This window comes from Roseateles sp. FW305-36 (assembly GCF_058787015.1).
The window spans coordinates 73,317-96,890 of sequence record NZ_JBYSZK010000008.1; the positions used below are offsets into that span (position 1 = coordinate 73,317).

Sequence of the window (23,574 nt, forward strand, 5' to 3'; positions counted from 1 at the left end):
CCGCGCGTTCTTCGACGCCCCAGGATCCCATGACCACCCCGCTGCGCCCCCTGCCCCGCCTCATCTTCGCCAGCCGCTGGCTGCAGCTGCCGCTGTATATCGGCCTCATCCTGGCCCAGGCGGTGTATGTCTTCCAGTTCCTGACGGAGCTGATGCACCTCGTCGAGGCCGCCTTCGGCGACATGCACGCGCTAGAGACGCTGGTGAAGAGCGTGGGCTACAAGGCCTCGGCCATCAAGGACGCGGCAGGCACCATCACAGGCTACGAGCCCATCGCCCGCCTGAACGAAACCATCCTGATGCTGGTCGTGCTGGGGCTGGTGGACGTGGTGATGATCTCCAACCTGCTGATCATGGTCATCGTCGGCGGCTACGAGACCTTCGTCTCGCGCATGGACCTGGACGGCCATCCCGACCAGCCGGAGTGGCTCAGCCACGTCAACGCATCGGTGCTGAAGGTCAAGCTCGCGACCGCCATCATCGGCATCAGCTCCATCCACCTGCTGAAGACCTTCATCAGCGCCGCCAACTACGAGCAGCAGACGCTGATGTGGCAGACCCTCATCCACCTAGCCTTCCTGCTGTCGGCGATGGCGATCGCCTTCACCGACCGGCTGCTGGCGCCGCCGGACAAGCACTGAGCGCCGGCAGGACTCAGCAGGATCAACCGGCCAGGGCGGTGACCAGGGTCTTGGCAAGATCCAGCCGGCCCAGCCGCGCCGGGTGCGAGCCGTTCGCGGCGGCGATGTCGAACCGATATCGCTCATCGACCAATTCGATCCACCGGCTCAGGCCGTAACGCTCGCGCAGCGTCTGCACCAGCGCCTCCATGCCGGGCTCCTCGGCGCCAAGCCCGGCCACAAGGGCAGTCCAGCCGGGGTCTGTCTTCAGCAGGAGCTCCTGGGCCTGCGCCGGAGTGGCCACGCAGTCGCAGCGCATGCCGGCCTGGGTCAGCAACCGGGCGGACTCGACCCGGCTGGCCTCGTGGGGGTCCACGACCAGGACGCGCATGCTGCGGTCCAACTGGCGCCGCGGCAGCCCCTCGTCCGCCGGGTCCGCCTCCTCGCCCAATGATGCGGGAGCCAGGCGCAACACGATATCGACGTCCCCGCCCTCCGCAGCCTGACGGCGCCGCAGCTGCCAGCCACGTGCACGGGCCAAGAGGCGCAACAGCAGCCAGTGGAGCTCTTCCTGGCCGGTATCCGAACCGGCGCACCCCATCCGCAGCACCGCCGCGCCGTCCAACGACGGCGACACCGCAAGTTCCAGATCCTTGCCCCCACTGAGGCCATGCGCCAGCAGCAAGTCGAGCGCGTGCTGCACAAGGCCGGCCTCCAGCTCCTGCTCCAAGGCGGGTCCGGGCCGCAGGGTTGCCCGCACACCGGCCCGCGACAGCGCCGGCTGCCATTGCTCGACGACCTGCGCAGCGGCGGATTGGAGATCCAGTGCCTCGACCTCCACCGGCCGCACGCCCCGCAAGGCATGCACCAGGGCCTGCATCTCGAGCCCGAGTTGTTCCATCTCGGCGCCCATGCGGACAACGACGGTCGGGTCCTGCGCGGCCGCCTGGAGGCTCAACGCCCAACCGGCCAACCATTCACCCAGGCAGCCAAGCTGCAGGGCCGGCGCCTCCAGCGACAAAGGCCCCGGCGTCCACGTGTCTGAAACGGCATCCATCGTTGCGACTCCCTTGAGAAAGCAGACGGCTCACTGATTGCTGGCAGCCAGCACCTCGGGCAGGTCGGTCAGGCCTGCCAGCACCTTTTCGACGCCGTCCTGGCGCAAGGTGCGCATGCCCGACTGCATCGCGAGTTCGAACATCTCGCTGGCCGGGGCGCGCCGGCGAACGAGCGCCCGCATCGCGTCATCGGCGACCAGCAATTCATGGATGCCCAGGCGGCCGCGATAGCCGGTGCCGCCACAGGCATCGCAGCCACGGTGCCGGTACTGGCGAAGCTGCCCGTCCGAGGCGAAGCGTCCGCGCCAGCTCGCCAGCAGCCCCTCGGCGTCCAGGCCGGGCACGGGCGTCTGCAGGTAAAGCTGGCACAGCGATCGGGCCGCCCGGTCGTCCAGGATTTCGACCTGGCGACAGTCCGGGCACAGCCGCCGTACCAGGCGCTGCGCCAGCACGGCCAGCAGCGAGTCCGAGAACATGAAGGGGTCCAGTCCGATCTCGAGCAGGCGCGTGACGCTCTCGGGCGCGGAGTTGGTGTGCAGGGTTGACATCACCAGATGCCCGGTCAGCGACGCCTCGACAGCGATGCGGGCCGTCTCTTCGTCGCGCATCTCGCCGATCATGATCACGTCCGGGTCGGCACGCAGGAAGGTGCGCATGGCCGCCGCGAAAGTCCAGCCGATGCGCGCGTTGACCTGCACCTGGCGCAACCCCTCCTGCGAAATCTCGATGGGATCCTCGGCCGTCCAGATCTTGCGCTTGTCTTCGTTGAGCTCGCGCATGACCGAGTGCAGCGTCGTGGTCTTGCCGCAGCCCGTGGGGCCGCAGATCAGCAGCAGGCCGTAGGCCTTGCCCATCACCTTTTTCAGGCGCTCGAGGTTGGCGGCGGAAAGGCCGATATCGTCCAGCGGCAGCGGCTTCATGCCGCCCAGCAGGCGCAGCACCACGTCTTCCATCCCCGTGTTGGTCGGCACCGTGACCAGGCGCAGCTCAACGGGCGCGCCGCCGAAGCGGCTGAAGTCGATCTTGCCGTCCTGCGGGCGGCGATGCTCGGAGATGTCGAGGTTGGCCATGATCTTGAGCCGCGCCACCAGCGCGAAGCGCACGCGGGCGGGCAGTTCCAGGTAGCGCACCAGATCGCCGTCGATGCGCAGCCGCACGCGCACCGGTCGCGGCGCGTCGGACGTCTCGACATGGATGTCCGAAGCGCGCAGCTCAATGGCGTCGGCGATCAGCCGGTTGACCAGGCGCACCAGGGTGTTGTCCGACTCGGCCACCACGCCGGCCTCGACGTCACTGGAAACGCCCTCACCGGCCGCCAGTTGCAGGGCCAGCTCACGCACCGTGGTGGCCTGCAATCCCGGCGTCACGGCCTGGGTTGCACCATCGGCCGCCGGCTCCGCGCTGCCCTGCGTCGCCTGGTAGGCACCCGCGATGGCGGGCATCAGCGTTCCCGGCAAGGCCAGAACCGGCTGGACGCGCAGCTCCGACACAAAGCGCAGCACATCCAGAAGATGGTGATCCCATGGATCGGCGACGGCCACCACCAACGCATCGTCCCTCACCATCAACGGGCAGACTGATTCGCGCAAGGCGACCACGCGCGGCACCTGGGCCAGGGCCTCAGGCTGCGGCCGCACGCGCGCCAGGTCCACGGTGGGAACGCCTTGCCAGGCGGCCAGCATCTGGCGCAATTGAGCGGAAGTCAGCACGCCATCCTTGACGAGCTGCTCGCCCACCGGGAGGTGGAACTGGCCGTCCACTTGACGCTGCAACGCATGCTGCAATTGAGCGGGACTCAGCAATCCGGCCTGGATCAGCGCGTCCCCCAGCCTTGCCGCACGAACGGCCGGCCGGGTCTGCATCTGGCGCCACAGTTCGTCCAGATCGGTCAATACCGGCGCGCCCTCGCCGCTGCGGGCCGGACGGGACAGGCCATCCAGCACGGCGGGCACGGTGTCATGTTCGTACTTGACGCTTGGAGTCATGCAGGCAGTTTGAAGCTCGCCCGCCTCCCTCACCAATGACAAAGTGCCGCGGCAGCGCCCGCAGGCCCACCAGATCGCCGCGGATTGACGAAGGTCAAAGTCCGCTCAGGTTCTCAGCGCCCGACCATGTGGCCCGGCACCACCCAGGCGTCGAACTGCTCGGCCGTCACGTGGCCCAGGGCCAGCGCGGCCTCGCGCAGGCTGGTCCCTTCCTTGTGCGCCTTCTTGGCGATCTGTGCGGCCTTGTCGTAGCCGATATGGGTGTTCAGCGCCGTCACCAGCATCAGTGAGCGCTCCACCAGCTCGGCGATGCGGCCTTCGTTGGGGATGATGCCGACGGCGCAGTGCCTGTTGAAGCTGGCCATGCCGTCCGCCAGCAGGCGCACGCTCTGCAGGAAGTTGTGAATGACCATGGGCCGGAAGACGTTGAGCTCGAAATTGCCCGACGCGCCGCCGATGTTGATGGCCACGTCATTGCCCATGACCTGGGCCGCCAGCATGGTCACCGCCTCGCTCTGGGTCGGGTTGACCTTGCCGGGCATGATGGACGAGCCCGGCTCGTTCTCGGGGATGCTGATCTCACCGATGCCACTGCGCGGGCCGCTGGCCAGCCAGCGCACATCGTTGGCGATCTTGTTCATGCTGGCCGCCAGCGTCTTCAGCGCACCATGGGCATGGACCAGGGCATCGCAGGAGGCCATGGCCTCGAACTTGTTGGGCGCCGTCACGAAGGGATGACCGGTCAACCGCGCCAGCTCGGCCGCCACGGCTTGCGCATAGCCCTTCGGGGCATTCAAGCCCGTACCGACCGCCGTGCCGCCCAGGGCCAGTTCGTGGAGATGCGGCAGGGCCGCCAGCACATGTCTCTCGCCCTGGGCCAGTTGCGCCACCCAGCCCGAGATCTCCTGACCCAGCGTCAGCGGCGTCGCATCCTGCAGATGAGTGCGGCCGATCTTGACGATGCCATCAAACGCCTCGGCCTTCTGCCTCAGCGTCTCGCGCAAGGCCTGCAGCGGCGGCAGCAGGCGTTCCTGCAGGGCCTGCACGGCAGCAACGTGCATGGCGGTCGGGAAGACGTCGTTGCTGCTCTGGCTGCGGTTGACGTCGTCGTTGGGATGCACCAGCCGCCCTTCCCCGCGCTCGCCGCCCAGCAGCTCGCTGGCGCGGTTGGCCAGCACCTCGTTGACGTTCATGTTGGTCTGCGTGCCCGAGCCGGTCTGCCAGACCACCAGAGGGAACTCGTCGACATGCTGGCCGGCTATCACCTCGTCGGCCGCGGCGACGATGGCATCGGTCTTCTTGGCGTCCTGCAGGCCCAGCGCCTGGTTGACGACGGCCGAAGCCCGCTTCACGCGGGCCAACGCCCGGATCAGTTCGGGCGCCTGGCGCTCGCCGGAGATGTCGAAGTTCTGCAGCGAGCGCTGCGTCTGCGCCCCCCACAGCTTGTCGGCCGGCACCTCGATGGGGCCGAAGGTGTCGCGCTCGATACGGGTGCTCATGTCAGGGTCTCGTCGGGCTGGTCAGCCAGCATAGTCAGCCTCGCGCCGATAATTACCCCTAATTTCTCCGCCCCGCTCCGCCATGACCACCATCCGCCAGCAAGACCTCATCGACAGCGTCGCCGCCGCCCTGCAGTACATCAGCTACTACCACCCGGCCGACTACATCGCCCACCTGGCCCGCGCCTACGAAAGCGAGCAGAGCCCGGCCGCCAAGGACGCGATCGCCCAGATCCTGACCAACAGCCGCATGTGCGCGGAAGGCAAGCGACCCATCTGCCAGGACACCGGCATCGTCAACGTCTTCCTGAAGATCGGCATGGACGTGCGCTGGGAAGGCTTCAGCGGCAGCATCGAGGATGCCGTCAACGAAGGCGTGCGCCAGGGTTACCTCAACCCGGACAACAAGCTGCGCGCCTCGGTGCTGGACGACCCCATCTTTGCCCGCAAGAACACCAAGGACAACACGCCGGCCGTCGTGCAGATGGACCTGGTGCCGGGCAACACGGTTGACGTCATCGTGGCGGCCAAGGGCGGCGGCTCGGAGAACAAGAGCAAGGTCTACATGCTCAATCCCAGCGACGACATCGTCGACTGGGTGCTGAAGACGGTGCCGACCATGGGCGCCGGCTGGTGCCCGCCGGGCATGCTGGGCATCGGCGTCGGCGGCACGGCCGAGAAGGCTGCCCTGCTGGCCAAGCAGTCGCTGATGGAAGACATCGACATGTACGAGCTGCTGCAGCGCGGCCCGCAGAACAAGCTCGAAGAGCTGCGCATCGAGCTCTACGAGAAGGTCAACGCACTGGGCATCGGCGCCCAGGGCCTGGGCGGCCTGACGACGGTGCTGGACGTGAAGATCAAGACCTTCCCGACCCACGCCGCCAGCAAGCCCATCGCCATGATCCCGAACTGCGCGGCCACCCGCCACGCCCACTTCGTGCTGGACGGCAGCGGCCCGAGCTATCTGGAGGCGCCGAGCCTGGACCTGTGGCCCGACGTGCACTGGGCGCCCGACTACAACAAGAGCAAGCGCGTCGACCTGAATGCGCTGACGCCGGCCGAAGTGGCCAGCTGGAAGCCGGGCGACACCCTGCTGCTGAACGGCAAGATGCTGACCGGCCGCGACGCCGCCCACAAGCGTATCCAGGACATGCTGGCCAAGGGTGAGCAACTGCCGGTGGACTTCACCAACCGCGTCATCTACTACGTCGGCCCGGTCGACCCGGTGCGCGATGAAGTGGTCGGCCCGGCCGGCCCGACGACGGCCACGCGCATGGACAAGTTCACCGACATGATGCTCAGCCAAACCGGCCTGATCGCCATGGTGGGCAAGGCCGAGCGCGGCCCGGTCGCCATCGAGTCCATCAAGAACCACAAGAGCGCCTACCTGATGGCGGTCGGCGGTTCGGCCTATCTGGTCAGCAAGGCCATCAAGGGCGCCAAGGTCGTCGGCTTCGAGGATCTCGGCATGGAAGCCATCTACGAGTTCGACGTGGTGGACATGCCGGTGACGGTGGCGGTGGACGCCAACGGCACCAGCGCCCACATCACCGGCCCGGCCGAGTGGAAGCAGCGCATCGCTTCCGGCAAGGCCGTCAGCATTCCGGTCGCCACGGCCTGATCAGCGCTTCGGCGGAGGTGCCGAAGCCCCCGGCGGCGGGGGCGGCGGCATGTCCTTGGGCCGGCAGGCCAGCGGACGGCCTTCGGGCGCCCAGCAGCTGCCCTTCACCGTGCGGCTCTCGTGCGTGAAGCTGCAGTCCGCGCCGGCCTTGCTCGTCTTGCAGGCGGCCAAGGCTTCGGGCGGCGGACCGCGGTGCTCGCCGCCGGGAGGTGGACCACTTGGGGGGCCGCCCTGGGGTTGAGCACTCGCGCCGGCAACGGCGAGCAGCAGGCTGCAGATCAGCGAAGGCTTGTTCATTCGGGGCTCCAGAGGCAATGACGGCGGCATCTTGCCGCCCGATCGTGCGCGAACTGTGGAGACGTCAATGGGTGCCCGCCGCGGCCAGGTTGGCCCACAGCTTCTGCACCAGTTCGGCGTGGCGCTGCTCGAAAGCGCGGGTGACGATGAGGTAGAGCGTCATGGTGTCGTAGAGGCGTGGCAAGACCTCGACCTGGTTCGGCGGCAACTTGGCGATCTGCGGCAAGGCCTCTTCTGTCAGCAGGATGGCGCCGACCCGGCCCTTGACCAGCTTGGCGATCAACTGTTCGCTGGACATCGCGTGGTCGTCCAGCTTCACACCCAAGCCTTCCAGCCGGTCGCCGTAGGCAAAGCCGAATCTCAGGCCCAGCGGCTGATCGCCCAGGCCGACGAGCTTCTGGCCGTCCCACTCGACGTGTGTGCCGACACGCCTGAACACGACGACCTGGATGCGGCCCACGCCCTGCTCGGCCAGCGGCTGACCGTCACGCATCGGGTAGGCCAACCAGGCCAGGCGCTCGGGCGAGAACACGCCGATCAGCGCGTCGGCGCGACCCTGGCGACTGTCCTGCAGGCAGCGCGCCCGCGGGGCCGCGTATTGGATGATGGCCACTTCCAGCCCCTTGGCCGCCGCCAGCACGCGCTGCTGGAACAGGCCATTGCCATCCGGCTGGGTATAGGGGCCGAAGGGCTGGTCCGACACGCACAGCCTGAGCGTCGCGGGGACCGCGACCGCGGCGACGGCATGCAGGGCGAGCCACCCGGCAAGGGCCAGCTTGCGCAGTCCTGGCATGTCGTCTCCCGCTGTTGTTGTGACATGACTATGCCCGCCGTCCGCTTCGGAAACAATGTGCCCGGACTCCCCTGACAACGCCCCCCGACCATGATCCACATCCGTGCCATCCAGGCCTGCGACCGCGCCGCCTGGCAGCCCCTCTGGGACGGCTACAACGCCTTCTACGACCGCGCCGGCGAAACGGCCCTGCCGGCCGAAATCACCGAGACCACCTGGGCGCGCTTCTTCGACGCCAGCGAGCCCGTCTACGCCCTGGTCGCCGAGGATGAACAAGGCCGCCTGCTCGGCCTCGTGCACTATCTCTACCACCGCAGCACGACGCGCATCGAGCTGACCTGCTATCTGCAGGACCTCTTCACCTCTCCCGAGGCCCGCGGCCGCGGCGTGGGCCGGGCGCTGATCGAAGGCGTGTATGCGGCGGCCCGCGAGGCCGGCATCAAGCGCGTCTACTGGCAGACCCACACCACCAACACGACCGGCCGCGCGCTCTACGACAAGGTTGCCCACCACATGGGCTTCATCGTCTACGCCCGCGACGTGAGCTGATATGCGACTGCTTCACGCCGCCACCCTGCTGCTGGCGCTGTGCGCCCTGTCTCCGCTGGCCCAGGCCCAGACTGCGCCCGCGACCTGCTCGCTGACGCCCGTCAACGGCGAGCTGCGCGAGCTGACGTCGGGCGGCCGCAAGCGCGTCTACCGCCTCTTCGTGCCCGCCAACGCCGCCGGCCAGGCGCGGCTGCCGCTGGTGTTCGACCTGCACGGCACCGGCGGCAACACCACGGGCCGCGCCCGCGAGACCGGCTTCGAGGCCCTGGCGACCCACGAGGGCTTTGCCGTCGCCACGCTGCAGGCCGAGGACTCGCGCTGGAACGTGCCCGTCTACACGCCGCGCGCCGACGACGTGCAATACGTGTCCGACGTCATCGACGACATCTCTGCGCGCAACTGCATCGACCCGGCCCGGGTCTACGCCACCGGCTTCTCGGGCGGCGGGCGCATGTCTTCGCTGCTGGGCTGCCGCTTGAACAACCGCATCGCCGCCATCGCGCCGGTCGGCGGGCTGCGCTGGTTCGGCCCCTGCGCGGGCCGAACCGTGCCCGTGCTGACCATCCATGGCCTGGCCGACTTCACCAACCCTTACGAAGGCCACGCCGACCGCGGGGCCGAGTGGGTGGAGAGCGTGCCCGAGGCCCTGGCCGGCTGGGCTTCGTACAACCACTGCCAGCAGAAGCTGGTGCAGGACAGGCAGGCCGGGCCGCTGCAGACGATTCGCTACGCCGGCTGCAGCGGTGACGCCGAGGTGAAACTGCTGCGCATCGACGGCATGGGCCACATCTGGCCGCACACGGAAGTGGATGCAACCGCGATGATCTGGCAGTTCTTCAAGGCCCACCCGCTTCCCTAGGAGGTCGCATGTCCACCATCCGCGCCTACGCCGCTCTCGCCCCCGGTGGCGCCCTGCAGCCCTTTGATTACGACCCCGGCCCGCTGGGCGACGAGGACGTCGAGATCACGGTCGAGCATTGCGGCATCTGCCATTCCGACCTCGCCATGATCGACAGCGAGTGGTTCCCGGCCGCCTACCCCGTCGTGCCCGGCCATGAAGTCGTCGGCCGCATCACCGCTCTGGGCGCCCATGCCAAGGGCCGCCAGATCGGCCAGCGCGTCGGCGTGGGCTGGCACAGCAGCAGCTGCACGCATTGCAATTTCTGCCTCGGCGGCGAGCAGCATCTGTGCGGCAAGCGCCAGCCGACGCTGATCGGCCGCCATGGCGGCTTTGCCGACCGGCTGCGCGCCCACTGGAGCTGGGCCATTCCCCTGCCCGACGCATTGGACCCGGCGGCCGCCGGTCCGCTGATGTGCGGCGGCGGCACCGTCTTCCTGCCTTTCGTGCTGCACTCGATCAAGCCCACCGACCGCGTCGGCGTGGTCGGCATCGGCGGCCTGGGTCATCTGGCCGTCAAGTTCGCGCGTGCCTGGGGTTGCGAGGTCACGGCCTTCACGTCCTCGGCCTCCAAGCGCGACGAGGCCCTGGCCCTGGGCGCCCACAAGACACTCTCCAGCGTCGACAAGGCCGAGCTGAAGGCCGCCGCGGGCAGCCTGGACTTCCTGCTGATCACCGTCGGCGCCGCGCTGAACTGGGACGCCCTGCTGGCGACGCTGGCACCCAAGGGCCGCATGCATCTGGTGGGCGTCGTCACCGACGCGATGGCGCTGAAGAGTGGCGGCCTGCTGAGCTGGCAGAAGAGCCTGTCGGCCTCACCGACGCCGCCGCCCTCGGTGCTGAGGACCATGCTGGAGTTCTCGGCCCGTCACCACATCCTGCCGCAGGTCGAGCGCTTCGCCATGAGCCGCGTCAACGACGCGCTGGACCATCTGCGCAGTGGCAAGGCACGCTACCGGGTCGTGCTTGACGCGGATTTCTAGGACAGCCCGGCGGCCCCAGGCCGCTGAGGACTAGCATCGCTCCATCCCAGGAGGGACCGATGCCGCCGAGCGACGTTGAGGCCGTACCGCTGCCCGCACGCGGGTTGATGCTGCTGGCGGCGGCTGCCGCGCTCGCTCTGGGCCTGCTGGTCTATCTGACGGACAGGCCCGCCGGCAGCGCAATGCTGTTGCCGCACGCCGCGACACTGGGCCATGCGCCGCTGTTCGGCGCCATGGGGGCCTGGCTGCCCAGCTTCATCCACCCCTTCGCCTTCGGCCTGCTGAGTGCCGCTGCCTCGCGGCGACGGGCCACGCCGGCCTACGGCGTCGTCGCGGCCTGGTGGGCGGTGGACCTGGCCTTCGAGCTGGGCCAACTTCCTCAGCTCAGCACAACCCTGTCGCAGGCGCTGCAGTCCGCCTTCGGGTCACTGGCGCCGGCGCAGGCGATCTCGCGCTACCTCGTGAATGGCCGCTTCGATGTGGCCGATGTGCTGGCCCTGAGCGCGGGCGCGCTGGCCGCAGCCGGCCTGCTGAGGTGGCTGCATCGACGGGAGAACAGGCATGAAGACTGAATTGCAGGCCTGGCGAGTGCTGGCGCAGTTGTGCGTCATCGCGCTCGGGTTGATTGCCATCGTCGGCAGCGGCGGTGGCGGTGCGCTCGGCTTGCCGGACACCTCCTGCCTCAACACACCACAAGGCTGCGGCGGCACGCCCGTCACGCCGCCGCAGCCGACGGCCACCGTGACGGCCGAGCCAGGGATCGTGCAGGTTGGCACCGCAGTGACCTTCACGGCCAGCACCGACGCCACGTCGCCCACCTACCGCTGGTGCCGGCAACCCAAGGGGGCGACGAACTGCGCCGACATCGTCGGTGCCACCGGCGCGAGCTACACCCTGGCCGCCGCCAACCTGGGCGACGACGGCGCCGGCTTTCAGGTCAGCATCCACGGCAGCAACGGCGACGCCGTCGCGGGCGGCGTGATTGCGGTGTCTTCCATGCCGCCTGTCACCTTCACCGACACCGAATTCGCCGACGGCGACTGGCGCCTGGCCGCCCTGGCCAACCCGGCCCTGCCCGGCTTCAAGTTCAGCGCTTCCCGCACCAGCAGCGGCGGCAACCCGGGCGCCTTTCGCTTGCTGGGCGTCGACCTGCCGCTGGAGTTGCGCGCCGTCAACCTGTTCAACACCCGGGCCGTCCCCTACGACCCCTCATTGCAGGGCGCGATCTACCTGATCGAGTTCAGCCTGGACTGCAACAACATCGCCGTGAGCCTCGACCCCAATTCCGCGAACTTCAGGAACTACTGGCTGCCGACGCTGGAACAGGGCGCACGCCGCTTCCTGCCGTACGACAGCGCGGGCATCACCTGTTTTGCCGGCGGCTGGTACAGCCGGCGCTGGCTGGGCCTTGGCGCCACGGCCTTCAGACTGGTGGACGGGCCCGCGTGTGGCGCCGCCGAAACCTGCCCTGACTTCTCCAGTCAGGGCGCGCCCATCCACCTGGGCCTGGCCTACAACGTGGAGCTGCGCTCACCACTGCCCGCGGCGAGCGCCGCCAGCGCGCCCCACTTCGAGCAGGGGCTGGACAACTGGAAAGCGGCGGTCTGGCGGCACTGAGGCCGAGGGTCAGACGGCAGCCAGGGCGCGGCAGGGCGCGGCACGACGACGCAGGCCGGCTGCGCCTGCGAGCGCCAGGCCGGTCAACGCCAGCGTGGCCGGCTCGGGCACATTGCCGGCATTGATGACGATGGGCGCATCCAGCGCGGCCGCCGCCGTGAAGTCGCTGGCGTCGGCCACGAAGGCGCCAGCCGCATCCTTCTCGCCCAGCGTGCTGGTGAAGGTGTGGGTGGCATCCAGCTCGCCGCCGAAGCGGGCCCACAGGCCCAGATAGCTTTCGACGAAGTAGTAGCGGCCGGCTTCCACGGTGAAGTCGATGTCAGTCGACGTGCCCGAGGCGGTGATGCCGTCGTTGTCCACCTGACCTTCGAGGCGGAAGTCTGCACGGCCGGAGGCCTGGCTCCAGAAGCCGCTGGACTGGGGCTCGAAGCCCAGCGCGGGGTCATTGTCGAAGTCGAAACTGGCGCTCAGCAGCGAGAACACCGTCACCCGCGTCTTGGCATAGACCGAGGCGTTGGTGGTGCCGAGGTCGGCATCGCCCGGGGCGTCGAGGATGTGGGTGGGCGTCACGTTGGCGCTGAAGTCCAGCACGTTGTGCAGGCTGCGCACTTCGGGCGTGCTGCCGGTGTACTGGAAGCTCTGCAGACCCACCGAGTGACCCGACACGCGCGCATAGTCGCCCGCGAAGGCACCCTGCTTGAGGATGAGCACGCCGGCAGCGCCGGAAGCGTCGATGGATGAACGCGTCGTCTGGCCGCCCTGCGAGCCGATGGGGTTGCTGGCATGCGTCGCAGCGGAGGTGCCGCCGATGGTCAGCTGCGAGTTCTGCTCGATGATGGGCCGGAAGATGGGTTGGCCGGACGCATCCAGGGCGGCCTCGCAGCGGTCGGGCGTCGTGCTGGCGGCGGCCTGCGCGGCGGGGCTGCGGCAGTCACGCACATAGGTCGCAGCGAAGGCGGCATTGGAGATGGCCGTCGGCACCGCGCTCGCGCCGGTCGCGGCGGCTGCGAGGGCGAGGCTGAAAACGGTCGGGGCGAAGCGCATGCAGTCCTCCTGGCTGGAACTGCGACGATTGTGCTGAGCTGGCGCCGCCGGTCACCCCCAATTCATGCGACGGGGAAACCCTGGCCGTCAGGCCTGCGTACCTGGCGCTTCCTTGGGCTGGCGCTGCACCTGCTGTGGATAGGGAATATCCACGCCCAGGCCATGCAGGGTGCGCAGCACCGCGAGGTTGACCTCCGAGCGCACGCCGCCGCTGCCGTTCTCCGGGTCCATGATCCAGAAGAACACGCTGAGCTCCAGGCCGCTGTCGGCGAAGCGGCTCAGCTGCACCGACGGCCCCGGGTCGGCAAGCACGCGCGGCACCTTCACCACGGCCTCGGTCAGGGCCTTCATGACGGCGTCGATATCGCAGTCGTAGTCGACCTGCACGAGGGTGGACAGCAGCACGCGCGGGTCGGCCAGCGAAGAGTTCTCGACCCGCTGCGTGATCAGGATCTCGTTGGGCACGATGGCTTCCTTGCCGCCCAGCGACCGGATCACCGTGTAGCGCGTCTTGATGTCGGTGACGCGGCCTTCGAAGCCGTCGACCTTGACCATGTCGCCGATGCGCAGGCTGCGCTCGGCCAGGATGACGAAGCCGCTCACGTAGTTGGCCGCCAGCTTCTGCAGGCCGAAGCCCAGGCCCACGCCGAGGGCCCCGCCCAGCACGCCCAGGGCCGTCAGGTCGATGCCCGCGGCCGACAGGGCGAACAGCAGGCCGATGAAGAGCAGCAGGGAGCGGATCGCGTTGGAGGCGATCTTGCGCATGGACAGGTCCAGCGACTCGCGGCGCAGCAGCTGGGCCTCGATGGCCGACGAGATCCACAGCGCGACGACCAGCACCAGCGTCGCCGTCAGGCCGCCCTCGATGAGGTTGCGCAGCGTCAGCTTGACGGTGCCGAACTTCCAGCCGATGTCGTCCAGTTCGTCCATCAGCACCGGCCACAGCCCGGTGATCCACAGCACGGCGCCCATCCACACCAGCCAGGAACCCAGCTTCTCCAGCGCCTTGAAGGCCGTCGAATTGGGCCAGGCGGCCCGCAGCACCCGGGCGACGAGGCGGATGGCGGCCAGCGACACCAGCACCGGCAGGGCCAGCTTGAAGAGGGCCGGCGTCAGGCCGTACAGCGGCAGCAGGCGCCGCGCGCCAAAGGCCAGGCCGAGGGCGAGCAGGGGGAAGAGCGCGCCGTCGATGACGCGCTCGCCGAACAGTACGCTGTTCTCGCGCTTGGTCGCCGCGCGCGACAGCGCCCAACTGAGCAGCGCGGCCAGCACGAGGCAGCCGAGCAGCAGGGCCCATTCGGCCAGGGCATCCGCACTGAAGACGCGGGACAACAGGGCCTGGAGTTCGGCCAGGCTCAAAGGTTGGTGCATGTTGTTCTAGTCAGTTGGGGACAGAGCTGCTCGCTTCGCGAGTGCGGTCTGTCCCGCAAGGTCTATAGATCGGCCAACGCGCGCAAGTGGACGCCCACGCTACGCGACAAGGCATGAAGGTTGTAACCGCCCTCGAGGACCGACACGATGCGGCCGTGGGCATGGCGCTCGGCCACGGCCTTGATTTTCAGGGTCATCCATTCGTAGTCGGCCTCGACCAGGCCCAGCTGGCCCAGATCATCGTCGCGATGCGCGTCGAAGCCGGCCGAGATGAAGATCATCTGCGGCTTGAAGCGCTCCAGAGCCGGCAGCCACATGGCCTCGACGATCTCCCTCACCTCGCCGCCGCGCGTGTAGGCCGGCAGCGGCACGTTGACCATATTGGTCCCCTTGGGCACGGCGCCGCTGTAGGGATAGAGAGGGTGCTGGAAGAGGCTGACCATCAGCACGCGCTCGTCGCCGGCAATGATGTCCTCGGTGCCGTTGCCGTGGTGGACGTCGAAGTCGACGATGGCCACGCGCTTGAGACCTTTGACGTCCAGCGCATGCCGGGCCGCGATGGCCACGTTGTTGAAGAAGCAGAAGCCCATGCTCTGGTCGCGCGTGGCATGGTGGCCGGGCGGGCGCACCGAGCAGAAGGCGTTGTCGGCACGGCCTTCGATGACGAGGTCGGTGGCCTGCACGGCGGCCCCGGCGGCATGCAGGGCGGCGGCCCAGGTGTGGGCATTGGCCGACGTGTCGGGGTCCACCGCGCAGCGCTCGCCCTTCTCGGCGCAGTCTCGCAGCATGGCGCCGATCTCCGCCACATAGCGGTGGGTATGGGCCAGCTCCACGTCCTTCATGTCCACCGGGCGGGCATCGACATACTCCAGCGCCTGCCCCAGGCCCGAGGCGATCAGCCAGTCATCGATGGCCGCCAGCCGCTCCGGGCATTCGGGGTGGCCCTCGCCCATGTCGTGGCGGCGGCACTCGGGCGGGTTGAAATAGGCGGTAGGCATGAAGGAAGCGCTGTCTCTTGCTATGGTCCAGGCTCATGACGCATCCATCACGAACGCTGGCAGCGCAACTGCTGGCACTGCAAAACCAGATTAGCACGGTCATCAAGGGCAAACCGGCCCAGATCGCCGATTCCCTGGCCTGCCTGATGGCCGGCGGCCACCTGCTGATCGAGGACCTGCCCGGCGTCGGCAAGACGACGCTGGCCCATGCCCTGGCCATCTCCCTGGGCCTGAAGTTCTCGCGCCTGCAGTTCACGGCCGACCTGCTGCCCAGCGACCTGCTGGGCGTGTCGGTCTACGAGCGCGAGCGCCAGGGCTTCGCCTTCCACCCGGGCCCGGTGTTCGCCCAGGTGCTGCTGGCCGACGAGATCAACCGCGCCGGCCCCAAGACCCAGAGCGCGCTGCTGGAAGCCATGGAGGAGCACCAGGTCAGCATCGAGGGCGTCAGCCACCCGCTGCCCGAGCCCTTCTTCGTCATCGCGACGCAGAACCCCAGCGAGCAGCTCGGCACCTTCCCCCTGCCCGAGTCGCAGCTGGACCGCTTCCTGATGTGCATTTCGCTGGGCTACCCGGACGCCGCTGCCGAACGCGAACTGCTGATGGGTGAGGACAGTCGCGAGCAGCTGAAGACGCTGAAACCCGTCATGACGCCAGCCGAACTCATCGAGGTGCAGGCCGCCGTCAAGGCCATCCATGCCGCGCCGCCGCTGCTGGACTATCTGCAGGCCCTGATCGCCGCGACGCGCTCCGGCCAGTGGTTCGTCGAAGGGCTGTCGCCGCGCGCCGGCCTGGCCGTGCTGCGCGCCTCGCGCGCCCGGGCCCTGCTGCAGGGCCGCGACTATGTCTCGCCCGACGACGTGCAGGCCATCCTGCCCCAGACCATCGCCCACCGCCTGCAGCCCCGCGCCGGCGCCGGCCGCGGCGCGCGCGAGCAGGTGCGGGCCATGATCGAAGCCATCCCTCTCCCCTGATTCCATGAAGCTGCTCCGCTACGGCCCGCCCGGCCAGGAACGCCCGGGCCTGCTGGATGCCGACGGCCGCTTGCGCGACCTGTCGGCCCAGGTCGACGACATCGCCGGCGAATGGCTGACGCCCGATGGCATTGCCCGCCTGCGCGGCCTCGATCCGACCACTCTGCCTCGGGTACCCGGCACGCCCCAGCAGGACGTGCGCCTGGGCCCCTGCGTCGGCCGGGTCGGCAAATTCATCTGCATCGGCCTGAACTACGCCGACCATGCCGCCGAGGCCGGCTTGGCCGTGCCGGCTGAACCGGTCGTCTTCGGCAAATGGACCAGCGCCATCAGCGGGCCGGACGATCCCATCCAGATCCCGCGCGGCTCGCTGAAGACGGATTGGGAAGTCGAACTCGGCGTCGTCATCGGCCAGGGCGGCCGCTATATCGCCGAGGCCGATGCGCTCAGGCATGTGGCCGGCTACTGCGTCGTCAACGACGTGTCCGAGCGCGAATACCAGCTCGAGCGCGGCACGCAATGGGACAAGGGCAAGGGCTGCGACAGCTTCGGCCCCATCGGCCCCTGGCTGGTCACGGCGGACGAGATTGCCGACCCGCAGGCCCTGGACCTGTGGCTGGAGGTCGACGGCCGGCGCTTCCAGCAGGGCAGCACGCGCACCATGGTCTTCGGCGTCGCGCAGATCGTCAGCTATCTGAGCCGCTTCATGAGCCTGCAGCCCGGCGACGTCATCTCCACAGGCACGCCGCCGGGCGTCGGCATGGGCCAGAAACCACCGGTCTATCTGCGCGCCGGCCAGACCGTGCGCCTGGGTGTCGAGGGGTTGGGCGTGCAGACCCAGCACACCGTCGAGAGCTGACGCCATGATCCTGGCCCTGCGCCGACGCTGGCAGGCCTGGTGGCAGGGCCGCCAGCCCGTGGCCGACACCCACCAGACCACCCAGCGCAATGTCTACATCGTGCCGACCTGGGCCGGCGTGGCCTTCTGCGGCACGCTGGGCGTGCTGCTGCTGGCCAGCATCAACGAACAGCTCAGCCTGGGCTATGCACTGACCTTCGCACTGACCGGTGCGGGCCTGGCGTCCATGCACACCACCCACGCCAATCTGCGCGGCCTGCAGATGGACCTGAAGGCGCCCGACGGCGTACACGCCGGCGACGAGTACGCGCTGGAGCTGCGCCTGCACAACCCGGGCAGCGCGCGCTTCGGCATCGCCGTCAGTGCCCAGCTCGACAGCGGCGCCACCGAGCCCGCCTGGGTCGACGTGCCGGCCCTGGGCCATGCCGTGCTCGGGCTGCGCCTGCCGGCCGACAGCCGCGGCCTGCGCGAGTTGCCCCGCCTCATCGTGACGACGCGCTTCCCTCTCGGCTTCTTCCGCGCCTGGAGCTATTGGCGGCCGGCGAGCAAGGTCTGGGTCTACCCGCGACCCGAAGACGTGCTGGCGCCCTTCCCCGCCCAGGCCGAGGCCGGTGCGGCCGAGGCCGCGTCCACGCGCCAGGCCGCCAGCGGCACCGATTTCTCCGGGGTGCGCAGCTACCGCCGCGGCGACTCCATGAAGCAGATCCTGTGGCGCAAATCGGCCCTGGCCCTGGACCAGGGCCTGCCGCTGTGGGTGCGCGAGACCGAGGCACCGCTGGCCCAGGACCTGTGGCTGGACTGGCGCGACACCCAGGGCCGCGACGTCGAGGCCCGGCTGTCGCGCCTGGCCGCCTGGGTGCTGGCCGCCGAGCGCCTGGGCCAGCCCTATGGCCTGCGCCTGGCCGGCCGCGAGATCGCGCCCTCCCTCGGCGCTGCCCACAGGCAGACCTGCCTGGAAGCGCTGGCGGGGTTCGGCGCATGAATGCATTCACGGTGTGGTGGAGCCGCCTGCCGCGCGACGCCCGCGACAGCTTCTTCCTGCTCGGCGTCATCACCGCCGTCATCGCGCCGCATGCCGACCACCTGCCCTGGTGGAGCAGCGCGTTGACAAGCGTCGTACTCGGCTGGCGTGCCCAGTTGGCCTGGCGCCAGCGCCCCCTGCCCAGCCGCTGGTGGCTGCTGGCCATCATCGTCATCTACACCGGCCTGACCTGGCTGACCTTCCGCACGCTGATCGGGCGCGAGGCCGGCATCACCCTGCTCGTCATGCTGATGGCGCTGAAGACGCTGGAGCTGCGCGCGCGGCGCGACGCCTTCGTCGTCTTCTTCCTCGGCTTCTTCCTGGTGCTGACGCAGTTCCTGTACTCGCAGTCCCTGCTGATGGCGGTCTGGTCGCTGTTGTCGCTGTGGGGCCTGCTGGCGGCCGTCGTGCTGGCCCAGATGCCCACCGGTGTACCCAGCATCGCCATCGCCGCCCGGCGCGCGGCCAGCACGACGGCCCTGGGCCTGCCCGTCATGGTGCTGCTCTTCGTGCTGTTCCCGCGCATCGCGCCGCTGTGGGGCGTGCCGACCGAGGCCATCGGCAAAACCGGCCTGTCCAACCAGCTCGAGTTCGGCGCGATGAACGAGATCGCCAACGACGACAGCATCGCGATGCGGTTGAAGTTCGACGGCCCGCTGCCGCCGCCCGACCAGCGCTACTTCCGCGGCCCGGTGCTGACCCGCTTCGACGGCAAGACCTGGCGCACGCCCGACACCCGTCCCGGCCAGACCTGGCTGCGCGGCCGCGACGACCTGACCACGAATGGCCCGGCCCTGCGCTACGAGATGACGCTGGAGCCGCTGCGCATCTCGGTGCTGCCACTGCTGGAGATGAGCCCGGGGGCGGCCGGCAGCGAACTGTCGCTGACCGACCTCGTCGTTGCGCGCGGGCCCGAGCTGCAATGGGTGTCACCACGGCCCATCACCGAAAGGCTGAGGCTGACCAGCAGCGCCTACCTGGACTGGCAGGCCGGCCAGCGCCGCAACCGCATCCATCAGTCGACCGACACCGACCTGCCCACCGGCCTGAACCCGCGCACCCGCACCTGGGCCGAGCTGCTGGCCGGCGAATCGCGCTTCGCCAACCTGGCACCCGGCCCGCGGGCCGAGGCCCTGGCCGCAGCCCTGCTGGAGCACATCCGCACCCAGGACTTCACCTACACGCTGACGCCCGGCCGCTACGGCGAGTCCTCGTCCGACGTCATCGACGAGTTCTGGCTCGACCGGCGCCTGGGCTTCTGCGAGCACTTCGCATCGGCCTTCGTCGTCGTCATGCGCGCCATGAATGTGCCGGCTCGCATCGTGACCGGCTTCCAGGGCTGGGACGCCGAGCCCCAGGACGGCTATTACGTGGTGCGCAATGCCAACGCCCATGCCTGGGCCGAATACTGGGTCGAGGGCCGCGGCTGGGTGCGCAGCGATCCGACGGCCGCCGTGGCACCCAACCGCGTCATCCAGGGCCTGGCCCTGCGCCCCGAGCCCGGCGTCATCGGCCAGTTCAACCCGACGCTGTGGCGGGCTCTGCGCAGCGGCTGGGAAACCATCAACAACCGCTGGCAGCAGCTGGTGCTGAACTATTCGCGCGACAACCAGTTCGACATGCTCAAGAAGATGGGCTTCGAGCGCACCGACTGGACCGGCCTGGGCCAGGCCCTGGCCGGCGTCATCCTGGTGCTGGCCGTCGCCGGCGCCGGCTGGATACGCTGGAGCAGCCGCCCCCACGACGCCTGGAGCCGCCAGCGCGCCCGCATCACCGCGCTGCTGGCAAGTGCCGGCGTCGCCCTACCCGCCCACGAAGGCCCCGCCGCCTGGGCCCGCGCCCTGCGCCGCCAGCATGGCCAGAAGGCCGAACCGGCCGCGCGGTGGCTGGAGCAGTTGGAGCGCTCGCGCTATGCCCCGGGTGCCGCCGCGCCCGAATGGCGCGAGTTCCGTGCGGCGGCACGTATGCTGCGGGCGTGAAGTTGCGAACCCTGCCCCTGCTGGCTGGCCTGCTGCTGGCCGCCACCGTTCAAGCCAAACCCCACCACGCCAAGCCGGCTCCGCCGCCCCAACCCCTCGGCGCCCGCCCTGCCGTCGTCGCCTTTGCCGACGAACTGGCCACCGCCCAGGGTTGGGACTCCGCGGCCCTGCGCGAGCAGCTGAGCCAGGCCCTGGACCTGCCGCGCGTCAAACAGCTCATCCTGCCGGCCAGCGTCGGGACGTCCAAGAACTGGACGGCCTACCGCGACCGCTTCATCGAGCCCAAACGCCTGGACGCCGGCGTGGCCTTCTGGAACGAGCACGAGGCCGCCCTGACCCGCGCCGAGAGCCAGTACGGCGTGCCGGCCGAGGTCGTCGTCGGCATCATTGGCGTCGAGACCTTCTACGGCCGCATCACCGGCGGCTTCAAGGTGCTGGACGCGCTGGCGACGCTGGCCTTCGACTTCCCCGCCGGGCACCCGCGCGCCGCCGAGCGCCAGGCCTTCTTCCGCAACGAGCTGGCGGAGTTCCTCAAGCTCTGCCACGAGAACGGCCTGGACGCCGCCGAAGTGCGCGGCAGCTATGCCGGCGCCTTGGGGCTACCGCAGTTCATGCCCGGCAGCTGGCGCCAGCATGCGGTGGACTTCGACGGCGACGGCCGCATCGACCTGATCGCCAGCCCGGTGGACGCCATCGGCAGCGTGGCCCATTACCTGTCCGAGTACGGCTGGAAGCCCGGCGACGCCACGCACTACAGCGTCAAGCTGCCGGCCGACCGTCGCGAACGCGCACGGCTGCTGGCGCCCGACATCAAGCCCAGCTTCAGCGCCGCCGATCTCAGCGCCGCCGGCGCCCTGCCCTCGGAAGCCGCCCGCGACCACGACGGCCCGATGGCCGTCATCGAACTGCAGAACGGACCGAAGAAGCCCACGACCGTGCTGCTGGGCACGCAGAATTTCTGGGTCGTCACGCGCTACAACTGGTCGGCCTATTACGCCCTGGCCGTCATCGAGCTGGGCCAGGCGGTCAAGGCGCGGCGAGCGAAGTGAAGCCCCTCGCCCAACCCCTCATCGCTGAACGCGAGCGCGTCTGGTCGGTCCCCCAAGGGGACGGCGATGCTCGCGGCATCGAGCCACGAGCACATCGCCTCACGCGGGCCGGCTAGGGAGCGGCCCGGCGCTCGGCCCGCAATAACCCGCTGGCACCGCAAACGCAAAATGGAGCATTGAGATGAGCACCCTGCGGCCGCGCAAGCAGCCGACGCAGCCACGCGCCGTCGAGACGGTGGCCTGCATCCTCGAGGCCGCGGCGCAGATCCTGGAAGTCCAGGGTTTCGAGGCCTTCAACACCAATGCCGTGGCCGAGCGGGCCGGCGTCAGCATCGGCTCGCTCTACCAGTACTTTCCGGGCAAGGACGCGCTGTTGATTGCGCTGATGCAGCGCGAGAAGCAGCGCTTTCGCGATGACGCCAGCGCCGCGCTGGCCGAACCCGACGGCCGCGCCGCGCTGCAGCACCTGATCAAGGCTGCCGTGCGCCAGCAGCTCGACCGCGCCGAACTCGCGCGGCTGCTGGACCTCGAGGAAGAGAAGCCCGAGACGCGTCAGGCCCTGGAGGGTAGGAGCGGCTTCGCCGAGCTGATCCGACGCATCCTGGACATGCCCGGCCTGGCGCCACAGGCCGACGCCACGCGCGCTGCCGATGACCTCGGCCAGCTCATCCGTGCGCTGACCGATGCGGCCGGCCTGCGCGGCGATCACGACGCGGCGGCGCTGGAAAAACGCATCGCCGCGAGCGTCTTCGGCTACCTCGGCGCCGCGCCAATGTGAGCAATCCCTCGCGCGGGGCCGGCATGCCCCTGAGGGCGTCCATGCGAGTAGCCCGAAGAGGCCGCAAAACCGACGATGAAGGCTCTGCAAATCCCTCGGAGCCTTCCATGAGCACAACACCTTCCCCCATGAAGCTCAACCACCTGAGCTTTCCTTCCCTGGACCCCACACAGACCTCGGCCTTCTTCGAGAAATACCTCGGTTTCACGCGCTCGCCGGTCGGCGGCTTCTGGATCCTGAAGCGGCCCGGCTTCGATGTCGTCATCGAGAACGGCAGCGGTGTGGCGCCGGCCTGGCCGCAGACCTTCCACGTCGGCTTCGAATTGCCGACGCGGGACGACGTCGAGGCGCTCCATGCCGCCATGCTCGCCGACGGCGTGCCGATGGAAACCGAAGTCATCAACCACGTACGCGGCTCGCGCTTTTTCTGCCGCGCACCGGGCGGCATCACGTTCGAGCTGAACACCCGCGCCGATGCGACGCCCGAATACCGCGCCAGCTTCGACTGAAGCTCAGTAGGGGTTGGGCATCAGCACGCCCGCCTCGACCGAGATGAAGTACGGCGATACGGTGGGCCATGTGGCCAGGTTGTACTGGCCGCCAGCGGTGCGCTTTTCAACCTGCAGGCTGCGGAAGGTCAGCGGCTTCTTGGCCTGCACCGTCGTCGGCGCCAGCGTCGGTCTCAGAAAGTAGGCCTGGCCGGTGCGTCCCCCCAGGCCGTCGTCATTGCCCATGACCGTGGCGATGTCGCCGTCGACGACGACGGCCGTCTCTTCGTCCACGCCGATGCCGCGCAGCGTCTGCCAGCCGGCCCAGCCGTCGGCCGACAGGCGGGCCAGGAAAGTCACCAGGCGGCCCATGCGGTCGCGCGTGACGAGGTGGGCGTCAGTGATGACACCGGTCATCAGCGGCAGCGAGTTCAGGAAGCTGCGGTCCAGCGTGACATTGCGGTCATAGGGGTTGGCCATGGCCGTGGCCGACGATACCGACTGGTTGGCCCCCGAATAGTCGAACTGGCCCAGCACCGACAGGCCGGCGCTGGTGCCGCCAAACGGCACCTTGCGCGCCACGGCCGCCTTCATCGCGGCCTCCAGCGGCGTGCCGGCCCATTGGGCGATATAGGTGGACTGGTCGCCACCGGCGATGAAGAGCACATCGGCGCGGTTGACGAGGTCCAGCACCTCCGGGGCGCTGGCGCCGGCCTTGGTCTTCAGCACGATGGACTCGACCGAGTCGACACCGTCCATGGCCATCAGATAGGCGTTGTAGCCGTCGGCGCCCGAGGTGCGCAGCACGACGACGTCGACCTTGGCCGCCGTGCCACCGCGCGCCTTGGCGATCATGGCGCGGAAGGCGTCGTCGACGTCGATGCCGCCGCCCATCAGCACCAGCATGTTGCTGGCCGGCTGCGGCGGCAGGACGTCAGCCGCGCTGCCGCTGCGGTAGACGTCGTAGTCCTTGCTGCTGACGGTCGGCTTGACGCCGCTGCCGCCACTGCCGCCACCCGCGGCGGCGGCCAGGCTGACACAGAGCAGCGCCAGCGAGGCGGCGCGTCGACTCCAGAGTTGCAATGGCTTCATGCCG

The 23,574-nt window shown here is 69.2% G+C and carries 23 protein-coding genes; 14 read left to right on the forward strand and 9 right to left on the reverse strand.

The window, feature by feature from the left end; translation table 11 throughout:
- Positions 1-29: 29 nt before the first annotated feature.
- Positions 30-641: a TIGR00645 family protein gene (locus tag AC3WOE_RS16030; RefSeq protein WP_492691766.1), complete on the forward strand. Its 612-nt coding sequence runs from the start codon at positions 30-32 to the stop codon at positions 639-641.
- Positions 642-663: 22 nt separating this feature from the next.
- On the opposite strand, the gene AC3WOE_RS16035 is transcribed toward AC3WOE_RS16030, so the two are convergent.
- The 3 genes from AC3WOE_RS16035 to fumC all read right to left on the reverse strand — a co-directional run bounded on the left by AC3WOE_RS16035 (position 664) and on the right by fumC (position 5,162).
- Complete coding sequence (locus AC3WOE_RS16035; RefSeq protein ID WP_492691767.1) at positions 664-1,677, reverse strand: hypothetical protein; 1,014 nt, start codon at positions 1,675-1,677, stop codon at positions 664-666.
- 30 nt (positions 1,678-1,707) lie between these two features.
- On the reverse strand, positions 1,708-3,663 hold the full coding sequence (locus tag AC3WOE_RS16040) for a GspE/PulE family protein (protein WP_492691768.1): 1,956 nt from the start codon (positions 3,661-3,663) through the stop codon (positions 1,708-1,710).
- A 113-nt stretch (positions 3,664-3,776) separates the two neighbouring features.
- Positions 3,777-5,162: a class II fumarate hydratase gene (fumC, locus tag AC3WOE_RS16045; RefSeq protein WP_492691770.1), complete on the reverse strand. Its 1,386-nt coding sequence runs from the start codon at positions 5,160-5,162 to the stop codon at positions 3,777-3,779.
- An 82-nt stretch (positions 5,163-5,244) separates the two neighbouring features.
- Between fumC and AC3WOE_RS16050 the strand changes: the two genes are divergently transcribed.
- Positions 5,245-6,783 (forward strand): fumarate hydratase, encoded by a 1,539-nt coding sequence (locus tag AC3WOE_RS16050; protein ID WP_492691771.1) that lies wholly within the window; start codon positions 5,245-5,247, stop codon positions 6,781-6,783.
- Here AC3WOE_RS16050 and AC3WOE_RS16055 read toward each other — a convergent pair whose 3' ends face one another.
- Together AC3WOE_RS16055 and AC3WOE_RS16060 are read right to left on the reverse strand one after the other, a co-directional pair.
- Positions 6,784-7,080 (reverse strand): hypothetical protein, encoded by a 297-nt coding sequence (locus tag AC3WOE_RS16055; RefSeq protein WP_492691773.1) that lies wholly within the window; start codon positions 7,078-7,080, stop codon positions 6,784-6,786. It abuts the gene before it with no gap.
- 64 nt (positions 7,081-7,144) lie between these two features.
- The gene (locus AC3WOE_RS16060) at positions 7,145-7,873 is read right to left on the reverse strand and encodes a hypothetical protein (RefSeq protein WP_492691774.1); all 729 of its coding nucleotides are present in this window, start codon (positions 7,871-7,873) and stop codon (positions 7,145-7,147) included.
- A gap of 90 nt (positions 7,874-7,963) precedes the next feature.
- On the opposite strand from AC3WOE_RS16060, the gene AC3WOE_RS16065 reads away from it, so the two are divergent.
- The 5 genes from AC3WOE_RS16065 to AC3WOE_RS16085 are packed head-to-tail and all read left to right on the forward strand — an operon-like array spanning position 7,964 to position 11,920.
- Positions 7,964-8,422 (forward strand): GNAT family N-acetyltransferase, encoded by a 459-nt coding sequence (locus AC3WOE_RS16065; RefSeq protein ID WP_492691775.1) that lies wholly within the window; start codon positions 7,964-7,966, stop codon positions 8,420-8,422.
- A gap of 1 nt (position 8,423) precedes the next feature.
- On the forward strand, positions 8,424-9,281 hold the full coding sequence (locus AC3WOE_RS16070) for a CE1 family esterase (protein ID WP_492691777.1): 858 nt from the start codon (positions 8,424-8,426) through the stop codon (positions 9,279-9,281).
- Between the two features lie 8 nt (positions 9,282-9,289).
- Positions 9,290-10,303 carry an NADPH-dependent aldehyde reductase Ahr gene (gene ahr, locus AC3WOE_RS16075; RefSeq protein WP_492691778.1) on the forward strand — a complete coding sequence of 338 codons (1,014 nt, stop codon included), beginning with the start codon at positions 9,290-9,292 and terminating at the stop codon, positions 10,301-10,303.
- Between the two features lie 59 nt (positions 10,304-10,362).
- Positions 10,363-10,875 carry a hypothetical protein gene (locus AC3WOE_RS16080; RefSeq protein ID WP_492691780.1) on the forward strand — a complete coding sequence of 171 codons (513 nt, stop codon included), beginning with the start codon at positions 10,363-10,365 and terminating at the stop codon, positions 10,873-10,875.
- Positions 10,865-11,920, forward strand: coding sequence for a hypothetical protein (locus AC3WOE_RS16085; RefSeq protein ID WP_492691782.1), 1,056 nt, complete (start codon positions 10,865-10,867; stop codon positions 11,918-11,920). The genes AC3WOE_RS16080 and AC3WOE_RS16085 overlap by 11 nt, the downstream gene beginning before the upstream one ends.
- 9 nt (positions 11,921-11,929) lie before the next feature.
- Here the strand turns inward: AC3WOE_RS16085 and AC3WOE_RS16090 are convergent, their stop codons facing one another.
- From AC3WOE_RS16090 to AC3WOE_RS16100, 3 genes are all read right to left on the reverse strand, one after another.
- Entirely contained in the window at positions 11,930-12,964 is a 1,035-nt protein-coding gene (locus AC3WOE_RS16090; protein ID WP_492691784.1) for a PEP-CTERM sorting domain-containing protein, read from the reverse strand.
- An 87-nt stretch (positions 12,965-13,051) separates the two neighbouring features.
- A complete protein-coding gene (locus AC3WOE_RS16095; protein ID WP_492691786.1) occupies positions 13,052-14,335 on the reverse strand; it encodes a mechanosensitive ion channel family protein in 1,284 nt (427 codons plus the stop codon).
- A gap of 62 nt (positions 14,336-14,397) precedes the next feature.
- Entirely contained in the window at positions 14,398-15,333 is a 936-nt protein-coding gene (locus tag AC3WOE_RS16100) for a histone deacetylase family protein (RefSeq protein ID WP_492691787.1), read from the reverse strand.
- A 35-nt stretch (positions 15,334-15,368) separates the two neighbouring features.
- On the opposite strand from AC3WOE_RS16100, the gene AC3WOE_RS16105 reads away from it, so the two are divergent.
- The 7 genes from AC3WOE_RS16105 to AC3WOE_RS16135 all read left to right on the forward strand — a co-directional run bounded on the left by AC3WOE_RS16105 (position 15,369) and on the right by AC3WOE_RS16135 (position 22,499).
- On the forward strand, positions 15,369-16,304 hold the full coding sequence (locus tag AC3WOE_RS16105; protein WP_492691788.1) for an AAA family ATPase: 936 nt from the start codon (positions 15,369-15,371) through the stop codon (positions 16,302-16,304).
- Positions 16,305-16,308: 4 nt separating this feature from the next.
- Positions 16,309-17,163 (forward strand): ureidoglycolate lyase, encoded by an 855-nt coding sequence (locus AC3WOE_RS16110; protein ID WP_492691789.1) that lies wholly within the window; start codon positions 16,309-16,311, stop codon positions 17,161-17,163.
- Between the two features lie 4 nt (positions 17,164-17,167).
- Entirely contained in the window at positions 17,168-18,145 is a 978-nt protein-coding gene (locus AC3WOE_RS16115; RefSeq protein ID WP_492691791.1) for a DUF58 domain-containing protein, read from the forward strand.
- A complete protein-coding gene (locus tag AC3WOE_RS16120) occupies positions 18,142-20,163 on the forward strand; it encodes a transglutaminase TgpA family protein (protein WP_492691793.1) in 2,022 nt (673 codons plus the stop codon). Before AC3WOE_RS16115 ends, AC3WOE_RS16120 begins: the two co-directional genes overlap by 4 nt.
- Positions 20,121-21,212 (forward strand): lytic murein transglycosylase B, encoded by a 1,092-nt coding sequence (gene mltB / locus AC3WOE_RS16125; RefSeq protein ID WP_492691794.1) that lies wholly within the window; start codon positions 20,121-20,123, stop codon positions 21,210-21,212. Before AC3WOE_RS16120 ends, mltB begins: the two co-directional genes overlap by 43 nt.
- A gap of 181 nt (positions 21,213-21,393) precedes the next feature.
- Positions 21,394-21,990 carry a TetR/AcrR family transcriptional regulator gene (locus AC3WOE_RS16130; protein WP_492691795.1) on the forward strand — a complete coding sequence of 199 codons (597 nt, stop codon included), beginning with the start codon at positions 21,394-21,396 and terminating at the stop codon, positions 21,988-21,990.
- A 107-nt stretch (positions 21,991-22,097) separates the two neighbouring features.
- Entirely contained in the window at positions 22,098-22,499 is a 402-nt protein-coding gene (locus tag AC3WOE_RS16135) for a VOC family protein (protein WP_492691797.1), read from the forward strand.
- Between the two features lie 3 nt (positions 22,500-22,502).
- On the opposite strand, the gene AC3WOE_RS16140 is transcribed toward AC3WOE_RS16135, so the two are convergent.
- Positions 22,503-23,570, reverse strand: coding sequence for a cyanophycinase (locus AC3WOE_RS16140; protein WP_492691799.1), 1,068 nt, complete (start codon positions 23,568-23,570; stop codon positions 22,503-22,505).
- Between the last annotated feature and the right edge of the window lie 4 nt (positions 23,571-23,574).